At 72.2% G+C, this 14,236-nt stretch carries 10 protein-coding genes; 5 read left to right on the top strand and 5 right to left on the bottom strand.

The window, feature by feature from the left end; genetic code table 11:
* Positions 1 to 134: 134 nt before the first annotated feature.
* The 3 genes from AB0M28_RS37130 to gmd form a co-directional block, all read right to left on the bottom strand.
* A complete protein-coding gene (locus tag AB0M28_RS37130; RefSeq protein ID WP_365414669.1) occupies positions 135 to 2,168 on the bottom strand; it encodes a DNRLRE domain-containing protein in 2,034 nt (677 codons plus the stop codon).
* 430 nt (positions 2,169 to 2,598) lie between these two features.
* Positions 2,599 to 4,800 carry a LamG-like jellyroll fold domain-containing protein gene (locus AB0M28_RS37125; RefSeq protein WP_365414670.1) on the bottom strand — a complete coding sequence of 734 codons (2,202 nt, stop codon included), beginning with the start codon at positions 4,798 to 4,800 and terminating at the stop codon, positions 2,599 to 2,601.
* 159 nt (positions 4,801 to 4,959) lie between these two features.
* Positions 4,960 to 5,985, bottom strand: coding sequence for a GDP-mannose 4,6-dehydratase (gene gmd, locus AB0M28_RS37120; protein WP_365414667.1), 1,026 nt, complete (start codon positions 5,983 to 5,985; stop codon positions 4,960 to 4,962).
* 81 nt (positions 5,986 to 6,066) lie between these two features.
* Here gmd and AB0M28_RS37115 point away from each other — a divergent pair, with 81 nt between their 5' ends.
* Entirely contained in the window at positions 6,067 to 7,020 is a 954-nt protein-coding gene (locus AB0M28_RS37115) for a GDP-L-fucose synthase (protein WP_365414665.1), read from the top strand.
* 26 nt (positions 7,021 to 7,046) lie between these two features.
* Here the strand turns inward: AB0M28_RS37115 and AB0M28_RS37110 are convergent, their stop codons facing one another.
* Positions 7,047 to 8,549, bottom strand: a complete 1,503-nt coding sequence (locus AB0M28_RS37110; RefSeq protein ID WP_365414663.1) for a sugar transferase — start codon at positions 8,547 to 8,549, stop codon at positions 7,047 to 7,049.
* A gap of 511 nt (positions 8,550 to 9,060) precedes the next feature.
* Between AB0M28_RS37110 and AB0M28_RS37105 the strand changes: the two genes are divergently transcribed.
* The 3 genes from AB0M28_RS37105 (at position 9,061) to AB0M28_RS37095 (ending at position 12,075) form a co-directional block, all read left to right on the top strand.
* Complete coding sequence (locus AB0M28_RS37105; protein WP_365414661.1) at positions 9,061 to 9,720, top strand: biliverdin-producing heme oxygenase; 660 nt, start codon at positions 9,061 to 9,063, stop codon at positions 9,718 to 9,720.
* Between the two features lie 67 nt (positions 9,721 to 9,787).
* Entirely contained in the window at positions 9,788 to 10,780 is a 993-nt protein-coding gene (locus tag AB0M28_RS37100) for an aldo/keto reductase (RefSeq protein ID WP_365414659.1), read from the top strand.
* A 68-nt stretch (positions 10,781 to 10,848) separates the two neighbouring features.
* The gene (locus AB0M28_RS37095) at positions 10,849 to 12,075 is read left to right on the top strand and encodes an MFS transporter (RefSeq protein WP_365414657.1); all 1,227 of its coding nucleotides are present in this window, start codon (positions 10,849 to 10,851) and stop codon (positions 12,073 to 12,075) included.
* A gap of 92 nt (positions 12,076 to 12,167) precedes the next feature.
* On the opposite strand, the gene AB0M28_RS37090 is transcribed toward AB0M28_RS37095, so the two are convergent.
* On the bottom strand, positions 12,168 to 13,286 hold the full coding sequence (locus AB0M28_RS37090) for an ROK family transcriptional regulator (protein ID WP_365414655.1): 1,119 nt from the start codon (positions 13,284 to 13,286) through the stop codon (positions 12,168 to 12,170).
* An 88-nt stretch (positions 13,287 to 13,374) separates the two neighbouring features.
* Between AB0M28_RS37090 and AB0M28_RS37085 the strand changes: the two genes are divergently transcribed.
* A partial coding sequence (locus AB0M28_RS37085) for a Gfo/Idh/MocA family oxidoreductase (protein ID WP_365414653.1) occupies positions 13,375 to 14,236 on the top strand: 862 nt, incomplete at its 3' end.

Here is a 14,236-nt window from a genome sequence, read left to right as displayed (position 1 = left end):
GCAGCCACTCGGGCTGGGCGTCCTCGGCGGGCCGGTAGTAGTGGCGGAACTGGTCCCGCAGCAGGCCGGGCCGCCGCGCCCACGCCTCGCCGCGAGAAGTGCGGCCGCCGCGGTGGTGCCGGCCGTGCGCCTGATCATGGTGCTCCGAAGGTGAGTGTGAGCTTCGGGTCGAACGAGGTCTCGCGCGCCCACAGCCACAGGGCGTCCGTGCCGGTGCTGGTGACGGCCAGGTTCACGGCGGCCCCGGGGGTGATCCCCGAGGACAGGTTCACCGTGTAGTCCGTCTCCAGCGCCGTGGCGCCGGTGAGGGTGCCGAGGACGGTGGCGGACAGCGCGGGACGGTTGGAGTAGTTCGTCGTCGCCTCGTCCCAGCTGCCCGTGACCGGCACCACCGAGAACGAGTCCGCGGAGCCCGCGCTCGTCATGTTGCTCGTCCGCAGGGTGAGCTTGGCGCTCTTGAGTACCAGCCCGGCGGGCGCGCTGGGCGCGGTGAAGCGCAGATACGAGATGTAGGCCGAGGTGCCGCGCACGGCCAGCTGCTGGTGGGTGCCGTAGACACCCGCCGGGTCGCCCGCGTTCACATAGGTGTCCGCGGTGGCCGTGACCTCCCGGGTCGACTGCGTCGGCGCGCCCGGCGTCGTCACCGTCACCGTCGAGGAGCGGGCGGTGCAGTTGTTCGCCGGGTCGCAGGCGGCGACCTGGTAGTTGTACTGCGTACCCGCCGAGACGGTGGTGTCGTTGAACGTGACCGTCGGCAGGGTCCAGAACTTGGAGTCCGCCTGGGCCGTCGCCGGCAGCTGGGTGCCGTTGCGGTAGACGCGGTACGTCAGCCGGGTGTCGTCCCGGTCCCAGCTCGCCTTGAAGGTCAGCCGCACACCGCCGGTGACGTTCGCCCCGGTCAGGCTGGACGGGACCGTCACCGGGGTCCGGGTGTCCGGCCCGGAGGGCATCCGCACCAGGCCCTGCTGCAGCCGGTTGCCGTTGGACGCGATCCGGGTGAACTCGCCGCCCACCCACATGTAGTCCACGCCGCCGCTGGAGGAGGACACGATGGCGCGCGGCCCGATCTGCTCGGTGCCGCTGGGCCCGTCGTCGGTGTCCGGGAACCACGACAGCAGCGGCCGGTCGGTGCCGGTCTGCTCCGCCAGCAGGTGCTGGCGGTCGTTGAGCTCGCCGAACTGGCCCTCGCTGGAGCAGTTGTGCGCGTGCGAGACGCTGTAGAGCACCGACTTGTAGACGGTCACGTCCTGCGTGGCGCCCAGGCAGTTGTCCTTCCAGCGGACGGTGAAGGTGCCGTCCAGGTTGAGTGCCATCCGGCCGTCGAAGACGCCGCCGCCCGTTCCCTCGTTGGCGGTGTAGATGCCGGTGGCGTCGACGTGCAGGTTCTGCACGGTCGACGTGGACGCCATCGCCGTCTCGCCGGAGCCGGTGGGCATCTGCCGTACGACCGCGCCGGTGCCGGACGTCACCACGGAGAAGGCCCGGGTGGCCTTGCCGTTGACGTTGTTGAAGTCGCCGCCGAGGACGACGTGGCCGCCGTTCGGCGTCACTTCGACGGCCTTGCCGCGGGCGTCCGCGTTGGCCGTCCACGACTTCAGCGCGCCGGTGGAGGTGACCGCGGCGAACCGCTGCCGGCTCTGGCCGTTCACGGTGAGGAAGTCGCCGGCCATGTAGAGCGTGGAGCCGTCGGGGGAGACCCCGAGGCCGCGCACCATGGCGGAGACCGTCCCCGCGTTGAAGCCCGCCTTCACCGTGCACGTCGGGATGTCGATGGCCGCCACCCGGCTGCGCGCGACGCCGTTGACCGTGCCGAAGTTGCCGCCCGCGTACAGGGTGCTGCCGTCGGGCGACACCGTCAGCGCGCGGACCGTCGCCACCCCGCTGCCGATGGTGAAGCTGAGCTTGCAGCTCGTCGGCGCGCCCGTCGCGGCGTCCAGCGCGACGAAGTTCACCGCCGGTGACTCGCTGGTGCCGGCCGCCGCCCCGGGCGGGCGCACCGCCGAGAACGTGCCGCCGGCGAAGACCTGTCCGTTCGACTGGGCGAGGGCCCAGACGACGCCGTTGGTCTGGTACGTGGGCAGGTCGTCCGCGGTCATCGCGACCGGCGGAGTGAGCGCGGTGGCGGCCGGCGCGTTCACGCCCAGCCCGACCAGCGACGCCCCTGCCATGGCAAGTGCAGCACCCAGTGCCGCGAATCTACGCATGAGCCCCCCTGGTCATGCCGTCCCCCTGCGGTGTCATACCGCTCCTGTGGGCAGAAGGTTATTGGTGGTCCGTTTTGCGGGTAAGGGTCCTGTCACGTCTGTGACAGCTCTGTCACAGAACCCCCCGGCCTGGAGAACGCCGGGGGGTTCCGGACCGTCACGGTGCGGGCCTCAGCCGGCCGTGCCGAGACCGTAGTGGTTCGAGATCTTCGTGGCGTCGAGGACCGTCGGGTAGACGGCCGTCTCGTCGAGCTGGCCGTTGCTGCATTCTCCCGGGGGATGACCCCCGGACCCCCAGCCGGGCAAGCGGTCCCGCGGTTGCGTTGCGGAGCGTTCGCCGGGTGTTACCCAGGGGTCCGGGTGTCTGCCGGGTCATGTGCGGCCTCGGCCTTCCTCAGCCGGCCGTGCCGAGACCGTAGTGGTTCGAGATCTTCGTGGCGTCGAGGACCGTCGGGTAGACGGCCGTCTCGTCCAGCTGGCCGTTGAAGTAGTCGCTCGTCGGCCGGCTGGGCCAGCTGGCCAGGTTGTCGCCGCCGGTGTGCCAGTAGCCGAGGTAGTTCTGGCTGCTGGTGTAGAAGGAGTTCGACGACTTCAGCACGCCGTCCACGTACAGGCGCATCCCGTTCGACCCCTGGGTCGCGACCACGTGGTGCCACTGGCCGTCGTTGTAGGGGCCGGTGGAGCTGATGGTGCGGACGGCGTTGCTGTAGGTGCCGAAGACCAGCCCACCGCTGTTGGTCATGTAGATGTGCTTGTCGTAGTTGGCGCTCTTCTCCAGCCTGCGGTCGCCGAAGCCCACCAGCTTGCCGCCGGACGTGGTCGTGGTCTTGAACCACGTCTCGACGGAGTACTGCGCGGGCCTGGGCAGCTGGGCGTCGCTGAAGCTGTACTTGGCGCTGGTGCCGTCGTATCCGATCGCCTTGCTGGTGCCGGGCACCGCGCCCGGCGTGACGCCGCGCTGCGGGCCGCCGCGGTGCACTCCGCCCGTGAGCGTGGACGTGGCGTCCGCGGCGAAGGTGCCGTCGGTCTCGTCGTAGCGCCAGTACAGCGTGGCGCCGTCCGCGAGGACCGCCGCCGGGTACGCCTCCGGTGCGCCGGCCGCGACCACCGTGGCCGTCGCCGACTTGGCGCTGGTGTTGACGCCGTCGCCCGCCGTCACCCGGTAGGTGTAGGTCTGGCCCGCCACCACGTCGGTGTCGGTGAAGGTCAGCTGCGGCCGCTTCCACGGGATGGAGTCGCCCTCCACCTCGTAGACGGGGGTGGTGCCGCCGTTCTTGTAGACCCGGTACGTCAGACGGCTGTCGTCCAGGTCCAGGCTGGACTGCCAGCTGAACCTGACCTCGCCCGGCTTGACGCTCGACGCCGACGCCCACGGCACCGGGGGCGCCGCGGTGTCCGGGGTGCTGGCGAAGCGGGTCAGGCCCTGCTGCGCCTTGGTGTTGACGGTGGTGAACTCGCCGCCCACCCACATGTAGTCGACGCCGTTCACGGTCGCCGTGGTGACCACGCGCGGGCCGATCATCTCGCCGATGCCGTCGTTGGTGTCGGGGAACCAGCCGAGCTTCTTCGGGTCGTTCACCGACTGCGCCAGCAGGTGCATGCGCGCCTGGTTCGGGAACTCGCCCATCGAGGAGCAGTCGTGCGCGTGCGAGCCGCTGTACAGGACCGTCTGGTACTCCTCGACGAACTGCGTGGCGCCCAGGCAGGTGTCCCGCCAGCGCTGGTTCAGATCGCTGAGGTTGATGGCGATGCGGCCGTCGAAGACGCCGCCGCCCGTGCCCTCGTTGGCGGTGTAGAAGCCCGTGGCGTCGGCTGTGACGTCCTTCACCACGGAGGTCTCGGGGATGAAGCCGCTGCCGTACGCCTTCACCACCGCGCCCGTCGCCGGGTCCACGACCGCCAGGGCGTGCGAGGACTGGCCGTTGACCGCGTCGAACTCGCCGCCCAGCGCCAGCTTGGTGCCGTCCGGGGAGAGCGCCAGCGCGCGCCCCGTACGGAAGTCGTTGGAGCTGGTCAGGTCCGTGCCGTCGGCCACGAAGCCGGTGACCTCGCCGGTGGTCGTCACCGCGGCGAAGCTGTTGCGCGGCTGGCCGCCGACGGTGGCGAAGCCGCCGCCGAGGTAGACCGTGTCGGCGGTGGCGACCAGGGCGTGCACCGTCGAGGAGACCGCGACGGCGAAGTCGTCCTTCACCGCGCAGGTCGCGATGTCGATCGCCGCCACGTTCGACCGGCCGACGCCGTTCACGGCGCCGAAGGTGCCGCCCGCGTACAGCGTCTGCTTGTCCGGCGACACCGCCAGCGCGCGCACCGACGCCGTACCGCTGCCGATGGTGAACGACAGCTGGCACGCCGTGGGCGCGCCCGTCGCCGCGTCGAAGGCGGCGAAGTTGACCGCGGGCTGCTCGCTGGTGCCCGCGGCGGCCCCCGAGGGCCGGATCGCCGAGAAGGTGCCGCCCGTGAACACCACGCCGTCCGCCTGAGCCAGCGCCCACACGACGCCGTTGGTCTGCCAGGTCGACAGCGCGTCGGCGGTCATCGCCACCGGCGGCGTCAGCGACTGCGCCGGTGGCGCGAGCACCACGCCGGCCGACGACATGACGAGCGCAGCCGCAGTCAGCGCTCCGAATCTCTTACGCATAAGCCCCCCTGGCCCATGAAAGGTGGCCCCCCGGCCACATGTTGCGCGCAGCGTATCGCCGTACACCGACAAACGGAGGATTATCTGTCATCTCCTGAAACGCGGGACGGGTCACCGTCACCGGTCGATGCGCACCCGCGCGCCCGACAGCTCCGCCTCCAGCTGCTCGATGTCCGCGTCCACCATCAGCTGCGCCAGCTCCCGCCAGGTCGTACGCGGCTTCCAGCCCAGCAGCGACTCCGCCTTGCCCGCGTCGCCGATCAGGGCGTCGACCTCGCTCGGGCGCTCGTACTTGGGGTCGAAGCGCACGTGCTCCGTCCAGTCCAGTCCGGCGTGGGTGAACGCCGTCTCGAGGAACTGCCGGACCGTCGCCGCCACCCCGGTGGCCACCACGTAGTCGTCCGGGGTGTCCTGCTGCAGCATCCGCCACATCGCCTCGACGTACTCGGGCGCGTAGCCCCAGTCGCGGACGGCCTCCAGATTGCCCATGTAGAGCTTGTCCTGCAGGCCCGCGCGGATCCGGGCCACCGCCCGGGTGATCTTGCGGGTCACGAAGGTCTCGCCGCGGCGCGGGGACTCGTGGTTGAACAGGATGCCGTTCACCGCGAACAGGTCGTACGCCTCGCGGTAGTTGACCGTCTGCCAGTACGCGAAGACCTTGGCGCAGCCGTACGGGCTGCGCGGGTGGAACGGTGTGCGCTCGTTCTGCGGCGGGGGAGTGGAGCCGAACATCTCCGAGGACGACGCCTGGTAGATGCGCGTGTGCACCCCGCTCGCCCGGATCGCCTCCAGCAGCCGCGCCGCGCCGAGCCCCGTGACGTCGCCGGTGTACAGCGGGGCGTCGAACGACACCCGCACATGCGACTGGGCGCCCAGGTTGTACACCTCGTCGGGCCGCAGGTCGCGCAGCAGGTTCACCAGGGCCACCCCGTCGGATATGTCCGCGTGGTGCAGGATCAGCCGTCTGTCGGCGTCCTGGGGCTCCTGGTAGATGTGGTCGATCCGCTCGGTGTTGAAGGAGGAGGAGCGGCGCACCAGTCCGTGCACCGTGTACCCCTTCGCCAGCAGCAGCTCCGCGAGATACGAGCCGTCCTGGCCGGTCACGCCGGTGATCAGCGCGCTCCGGTTCGAATATGCGGTCATCGGGATGTTCCCCCCAAATGCTGTGATTCTTAACTGTAAAGGTGTATCTGGTCGCTATCAGGACTGGCAGAATGCCGTTCCATGACGCAATCGAACGAGCTTCTGCGGGCGGGCGCCCGGGTCTTCGTCGCCGGGCACCGCGGGCTGGTCGGCTCCGCGGTCACCCGCCGGCTGACGGACGAGGGTTACGACGTGCTCACCCGGACCCGGGCGGAGCTCGACCTGCGGGACGCGGAGCGCACCGCGGCGTTCCTCGCGGAGGTCCGCCCCGACGCGGTCGTCCTCGCCGCCGCCAAGGTCGGCGGGATCATGGCGAACGACACGTATCCGGTGCAGTTCCTTCAGGACAACCTCCGCATCCAGCTCAGCGTCATCGCGGGCAGCCACGCCGCCGGCGTCGGCCGGCTGCTCTTCCTCGGCTCCTCGTGCATCTACCCCAAGCTGGCGCCGCAGCCGATCCGTGAGGACTCGCTGCTCACCGGGCCGCTGGAGCCCACCAACTCGGCGTACGCCATAGCCAAGATCGCCGGTATCGAGCAGGTGCAGTCCTACCGCCGCCAGTACGGCGCGTCCTACATCTCCGCCATGCCGACGAATCTCTACGGGCCCGGCGACAACTTCGATCTCGAGACCTCGCATGTCCTTCCCGCCCTCATCCGCCGCTTCCACGAGGCGAAGGCGCACGGGCGCGACGAGGTCGTGCTGTGGGGCACGGGCACGCCGCGCCGCGAATTCCTGCACGTCGACGATCTGGCCGCCGCCTGCGAGCTGCTGCTGCGCGTCTTCGACGGCGACGGGCCGGTGAACGTGGGCTGCGGCGAGGACCTGACCATCCGCGAACTGGCGGAGACCGTACGGGACGTCGTCGGCTACCCCGGCCGGATCGCCTTCGACCCGGCCAGGCCCGACGGCACCCCGCGCAAACTCCTGGACGTGTCCCGCATGACGTCCCTCGGCTGGCAGCCGAAGATCGCCCTGCGGGACGGCATCGCGTCGGTGTACGCCGGCTGGCTGGCGGAGCAGGCGCAGGACTGAACGGGTGGCCGGCCCGGGAGGCCCGGTCAATACGCCCCCCGGCCGTCCACGACGGCCCGCACCGTACGGGCCAGGACGCCCACGTCGTCACCGATCGACCAGTTGTCCACGTACCGCAGGTCCAGCGCCACCGTCTCGTCCCAGGACAGGTCCGAGCGGCCGCTGACCTGCCACAGTCCCGTCATCCCGGGGCGCACGGCCAGCCGCCGGCGCTCCGTCTCGGTGTAGCGGGCGGCCTCCTCGGGCAGCGGCGGGCGCGGCCCGACGAGGGACATGTCGCCGCGCAGCACGTTGATCAGCTGCGGCAGTTCGTCCAGGGAGCTGCGGCGCAGCAGTTCGCCGACCCGGGTCACCCGCGGATCGCGGCGGATCTTGAACAGCGGGCCCTCGTGCTCGTTGACCGCGGTCAGCTCCGCCCGCTGCTCCTCCGCGTCGCGCACCATGGACCGGAACTTCCACATGGTGAACGGCTCGGCGTCGCGCCCCAGCCGGGTCTGCCGGTGGAAGACGGGGCCGGGCGACGTCGACTTGACGGCGATCGCGATCGCCGCGAACAGCGGTGACAGCAGCACCAGTCCGAGCGCCGCGCCCAGCCGGTCCAGCACCGTCTTCAGCACGAGCTGCGGGCCGCGCCGCAGCGGCGGCGCTATATGCACCATGGCAAGCCCGGCCGTGACCGACAGCCGCATCCGGCGCTCGGCGACCTCCACGACGCCCGGCAGCACGGCCAGCGGCAGCCCCGCCTCGTGCAGCGCCCAGGCGAGCTGGCGCAGCCGCGCCCCGGACAGCCGCTGGCCCGGCACGATGAGCACCAGCTCCGCGCCGGTCTCCCGGGCGGCGCCCAGCAGCGCGCCCGCGTCCCAGCGCGGCGCGTCCGGTGCCACCGCGCCCAGCCGGGCCGCCTCGGGTACCCCGCAGGTGGGCGTGCCCTCGCCGACGGGCACCACGCCCACGGCGACGTACGCGTGGTCGGTGCGCGCGGCGAGCTGGCCGACGACCAGATCGGCGGCGCCCGGCTCACCCACCACCAGCACCCGGTGCACCGCGTGCGCCTCGCGCCGGGACTCCACCAGATGCTGGTTGAGCAGCAGCCGGCCGGCGGCGGTCACCACCGGGGCGCTCAGCAGGGCGAGCAGCGCGATCTGCGGATCGGAGGACTCGTCGAGGACGGTACGGGTCAGGGCGAGCAGCCCGAGCAGGATCAGCCAGTCCTGGAGTACCGGCAGGATCCGCCGGGACTCGCCGAGCCGGCGCTGGTCGAAGCGCCTGCGGGCGGCCTGGACGAGCAGCCAGCCCGCGGTGGCGGTCAGCGCGCACAGGAACGGGTGCGGCTGGCCGGTGGCCGAGTAGACGAGGACGACCGGCAGGGCGACGCCCGCGGCCGCCAGGCCCGTGGCGACAGGCAGGTACCAGACGGGCTTGAGCCCGTCCCTGCCGGGTCGGCCGGCTCTGTGCCGGCGTGTGTGCAGTGCATGGTCAGCGGATGCCTGCGCAGCGCTGGCCGTATCGGCGATCCCGATACGTCGCATGTTCCCCCCTGGCACATCGCGACTGGTCGAGGCGCAGCCGACCTCCCCTGTCGTAGCTGCGCCCTAATGCCGGAACTGTACGCCCGTTTCCCGATTTTCGCTGCAGTTTACGCATTTTATCGGCCTGGTGTCGCAGTGTTCACATGCGTTCAGACCGCGGTCGCTCGGAACTGCGGGGGTACGGCGGTCTGTTCACCGGGTTGGACGGACAAGTCGCCGCAAAGGATGTGCAGAATCTGCAAGATCTTTTCACCTGCAGATCACTTGACATCCGCACCCCGAACCCCCACCCGCGCGCGGTCAGGGCGCGGAATCACCAGGGTGCCACCGTTGCGCGGATGCGCAAGTCCCCGGACCGCGTGTCGGAAACCGGATGGTCGTGCCATCCATCGGCGCGGGCCCGCCGTCCGCAGCTCCGCAGGCAAGCGGGCGGGAAGCCTCCGGTTACGGCATAATCGTTTGCCGACAGTGTGTCGGGAACCGGACACCGCACCCACCGGAGGTCTCCGCCTTGGACGCCACCCCGTTCTCCGCCCGTCTGCGCACGGAGTCCCACGACCGGCACGAGGAGGCGGAGCAGTCGACGTTCATGAGCGACCTCCTCGGCGGCCGGCTGGGCGTGGCGGCGTACACGCGCTACACCGGGCAGCTGTGGTTCGTATACCGCGCGCTCGAGGGCGCCTGGGACCGGCTCGCCGGCGACCCCGTCGCCGGCCCCTTCGTACAGCCGGAGATCGCCCGCGTCCCCGAGCTGGAGCGGGACCTGGACCATCTGCACGGCGACGGCTGCTGGCGGGCCGAGCTGACGCCGCTGCCCGCGACCGCCGCGTACGCCGCCCGCGTCGGGTACTGCGCGGACACCTGGCCGGCCGGCTACGTCGCCCACCACTACACCCGCTACCTCGGCGACCTCTCCGGCGGCCAGATCATCCGCGGCAGGGCCGAGAAGGCCTGGGGCTTCGAGCACCGGGGTGACGGCGTCCGGTTCTACGTCTTCGAGAAGGTCGCCAACCCCGCCGCCTACAAGCGGGGTTACCGCGAGCTGCTGGACGCGCTGCCGCTGGACGACCTGGAGAAGCAGCGGGTGATCGAGGAGTGCAGGCGCGCGTTCGCGCTGAACACGGCCATGTTCCGGGCCCTGGAGGACGGCCGGGGCGCGCTCACCGCGTAGACCCGCGGGAGGCCCGAGGAAGACACCGCTTGCGCTGGAGTGCGCTCCAGGGTGCATCGTCCTGCCCATGCAGACAAGGACTCTCGGACGTAGCAACATCGCCGTCAGCGCGGTCGGTTTCGGAAGCTGGGCCATCGGGGGCGAGTTCTTCACCCCGGACGGCGACGCCGTCGGCTGGGGCAAGGTCGACGACGCCGAGTCCGTCCGGGCCGTACACCGGGCGCTCGACCTCGGCATCACCTTCTTCGACACCGCCGACGTGTACGGCGCCGGGCACAGCGAGACCGTGCTCGGCGAGGCGCTCCAGGGGCGCCGCGACGAGGTGGTGATCGCCACCAAGTTCGGCAACACCTTCGACGCCGGCCGGCAGCTGATCACCGGCCCGGACGCCACGGCCGCCTACGCCCGCCGGGCGCTGGAGGGCTCCCTGCGCCGCCTGCGCACGGACGTCATCGACCTCTGGCAGCTGCACATCGCCGAGGCGTCGCCGACGGACGCGGAACCCCTGCGCGACCTGTGCGAGGAGTTCGTACGCGAGGGCAGGATCCGGGCGTACGCCTGGAGCACCGACGACCCGGAGCGGGCGGCCCTCTTCGCCGCCGGCGAGCACTGCGCGGCGGTGCAGCACCGGCTGAACATCGTCGAGGACGCCCCGGAGATGCTGGCGCTGTGCGCCCGCGAGAACCTCGCCTCCGTCAACCGCTCCCCGCTGGCGATGGGCCTGCTCTCCGGCCGCTTCACCGCGGACACCGCGCTGCCCGCCGGCGACGTCCGCGGCGTGCCCTCGGCCTGGAACGACTACTTCCCCGACGGCCGCCCCAACCCCGCCTGGCTGGCCCGGGTCGACGCGCTGCGCGACCTCCTCACCAGCGACGGCCGCACCCTCGCCCAGGGCGCCCTGGCCTGGATCTGGGCCCGCAGCCCGCACACCGTCCCGATCCCCGGCATCCGCACGGTCGCCCAGGCGGAGGAGAACGCGGGCGCGATGGCCTTCGGCCCGCTGCGGCCGGAGCAGCTGGCGGAGGCTGACCGGCTGCTGGCGGCCCCGGCCGCCGGCTGAGCCCGGCCCGACCGCCGTACGGGGAAATGCTGTTGACGGCGGTGTTACGGCGGCGTTAGACACCACGGGTGACGGATCTTACGGAGATACGCCGGTCCTCCCGGACCTCGACCAGGGCCCTGTACCTCGCGCTCGCCGTGGACGCCGTCGGCACCGGTCTGTATCTGCCGCTGTCGATGCTCTACTTCCTGAAGACCACCGACATCCCCGTCGCCACCGTCGGCCTCGTCTTCAGCGCCGGGAACATCGTCTCCCTGCCGCTTCCCCTGCTCACCGGGCGGCTCGTGGACCGCTTCGGGGCCAAGCCCCTCGTCGTGGCGGGGCAGTTGATCCAGGCCGCGGGGTTCGCGCTCTTCCTCGTCGTCGACAACCCGTACACCCTCTTCGCCGCCGCGGTCGTGGAGTGCACGGGCCTGCGGGTGTACTGGTCGTCCGCCTACTCGCTCCTCGCCGAGCAGGCGGACCGCGAGGGCGGCGGGCAGGCCAAGGACCTCTGGTTCGCCCGCGAGGGCATGATCCGCAACGCCGGGGTCGGGGCGGGGGCCGTGCTCGCCGGGGCGCTGATCGCCGTGGACAGCGCGGGGGTGTACCGGCTGATCGTCTCCGTCGACGCCGTGTCGTTCCTGGTCGCCGCGGCGGCCGTGACGGCGTTCGTACGGCGTGCGCCCCGCCGGGCGCCGTCGGCGCCCGGCGCACGGCCCGCCGTACATCCGCTGCGCAACCGGGCGTTCGTCCTGCTGACCACCGTGAACTGCGCGTTCACCCTCTGCCACGTCTTCAGCGGGATGATCCCCGTGTACGCGACGGAGGGCCTGGGCGCCCCGGGCTGGACACCGAGCCTGATCCTCACCCTGAACACCGTGCTCATCGCGACCCTGACCGCGGCCGTCACCCGCTTCGCACGGGCCCGGGCCTCCCGGCCGCGCGCCATGGTCTGGGCCGGCCGGCTCTGGCTGGGGTGGGCGCTGGGCATGGCCGGGGCGGTGCTGCTGCCCGGCGGGTTCTGGCTCGTCGCGGCGCTCGCGGTGATCACCCTGTGCTGGACGGCGGCGGAGATGCTGCACGGGCCGGCGTCCAACGCCATCGCCGACGAGGTGGCGCCGAAGGAGGCGCGGGGGGCGTATCTCGGGGTGTTCCAGTACTCGTTCGTGGGAGCGATGATCATCGCACCGGGGCTGTTCGGCGTGCTGTTCAGCCTCGGCCGCGTGCTGCCGTGGCTCGCGGTGGGGGCGCTGGCGGCCGGCGCCGCGCTGTCGGTGGCGCCGCTGGCGCGGCGGCTGGGGCTGGCCGTGTGAGGGAGCGCGCACCCGGGTGAGGAGCGCGCAATCCCCGCGCACGAGCGCCCTCGCCCCGCGAAGGAGCGCCCAACCCCCGCGCGGGAGCGCCCTCACCCCGCCGACGTAGCGAACAGCTCCTTCTCCACCTCGTCCATCGCCAGCCGCACCGCCCCCAGCGCCACCGCCTCCACCCCCAGCTCCGACACGGCCACTCGCACCGGAAACAGGCACAGCTCCCGCAGCCGCCGCCGCAGCGGATCCGCCAGCAGCACACCCGCCCGCGACAGCCCGCCGCCCAGCACCACCAGCTCCGGATCCACCGCCAGCACGAGCGCCGCCGCCCCCTGCGCCAGCCGGTCGCAGAAGGAACGCAGCGCCTGGAGCGCCTTGGTGTCCCGCGCCCGCGCCGCCGCGAACAGGCCCTCGACGTCCGCGCCCCACGTCTCCCGCAGCCGCCGCGGCGTGTCCGGCCAGCCCGACGCGGGCAGGATCCCCAGCTCGCCCGCAGCCCCGTGCCGTCCCCGGTGCAGCCGGCCGCCGATCACCAGCCCCGCCGATATCTCGTGGCCCGCGTGCAGATGGAGCACGTCGCGCACCCCGGCCGACGCCCCGCGCCAGTGCTCGGCGAGCGCCGCCAGGTTGGTGTCGTTGCCGGCGGCCGCGGGTACGCCGAAGTCCGCGGCGAGCGACACCGCCAGCTCCGTGCCCGCCCAGCCGGGCAGCAGATCGCTTAGGATCACCGTGCCCTCGGCGTTCACCACGCCCGTCGCCCCCGCGCCCACCGCCCGTACCCGCGCCGCCTCGAAACCGGCCGCCCGCCGGGTCCGCTGCCCCAGGGCCGTCGCCGCCGCGAGGCGCTGCGCGGGCGCCAGATCGCTCGCCACCTCCGTCTGCCGTACGGCCCGTACCACCCCGTGCAGATCGGCGGCCACCGCCAGCACCTTGTGCACCCCGATGTCCAGGCCCAGCACGCACCCGGCCTCCGACCGGAAGCGGTAGCGGCGGGCGGGCCGCCCCACCGGCCGGCGGCCGTCGGCCGCGGGCGGCACCTCCTGAGCCCAGCCCTGGCGGATCAGCGTGGCGAGGGCGTTCTCCACGGTGGCCCGGGTGACGGCGGTGGCGCGCACCAGCTCGCTGAGGGTGAACTCGCCGCCCCCGTACAGGACGCGCAGCACGGCCGTGGTGTTGAGTCTGCGAAGGAGGGAGGAATCGCCGCCGGCGGTGGTCACGTTCGTCCTCCGCTGTCTTGACGGGGGGTGAGTTCTTGAAGAAGGTAGCAAAACTCACCCGATGTGAAGCGGGAAAGGCCGGACCGCGATGACTGTGACCCAGACCGTCCAGCACAGCAACCTCCGTACCCACCAGGGGAGTCCGCTCGACCGGCCGCTGCGCCTCGCGGTCGCCGGCGCGGGCTCGCGCGGCACCGGATACGCCCGGATCGCCACCCGCCCCGGCTCACCGGCCGTCCTCACCGCGGTGGCCGACCCCCGCGCCTCCCGCCGCGCCGAACTGGGCGAACGGCACGGCATCCCCGAGACCGCCAGGTTCACCGACTGGCGGGAGCTGGCCGCCGTCCCGCGCCTCGCGGACGCCGTGGTCATCGCGGTCCAGGACGCCGAACACGTCGCGGCGGCCGAGGCGTTCGCCGCCCGCGGCTACGACCTCCTGCTGGAGAAGCCGATGGCCACCACGGCCGAGGAGTGCGACCGGATCACGGCCGCCGCCGAGGCGGCCGGGGTGTCCCTGACCGTCTGCCACGTCATGCGCTACACGCTGTACACCCGGCGGCTGAAGCAGCTCACGGACTCCGGCCGGATCGGCGAGATCGTCAGCGTCCAGCACCTGGAGCCCATCGGCTTCTGGCACTTCGCGCACTCCTATGTACGCGGGAACTGGCGCCGCGGCGACACCTCCGGCCCGCTGCTGCTCACCAAGTCCTGCCACGACATCGACTGGCTGGCGCACATCGTCGGCCGCCCGGTGCGGGCCGTGTCGTCGTTCGGCTCGCTGCGCCACTTCCGGGCCGGCCAGGCACCCGAGGGCGCGGGCACCCGCTGCGTGTCCTGCGCGGTCGAGCCGGACTGCGCCTTCTCCGCCAAGCGGCTGTACGAGACGGGCCTGCGGAAGGGGCCGTCCACCGGCAAGGGCCACTTCGCCTGGATCGCCGCCGAGGAGCTGA

Source organism: Streptomyces sp. NPDC051940, from assembly GCF_040680895.1.
In the GTDB taxonomy this organism is placed as follows: Bacteria; Actinomycetota; Actinomycetes; order Streptomycetales; family Streptomycetaceae; genus Streptomyces.
This window is presented reverse-complemented; position numbering and strand designations above follow the sequence as displayed.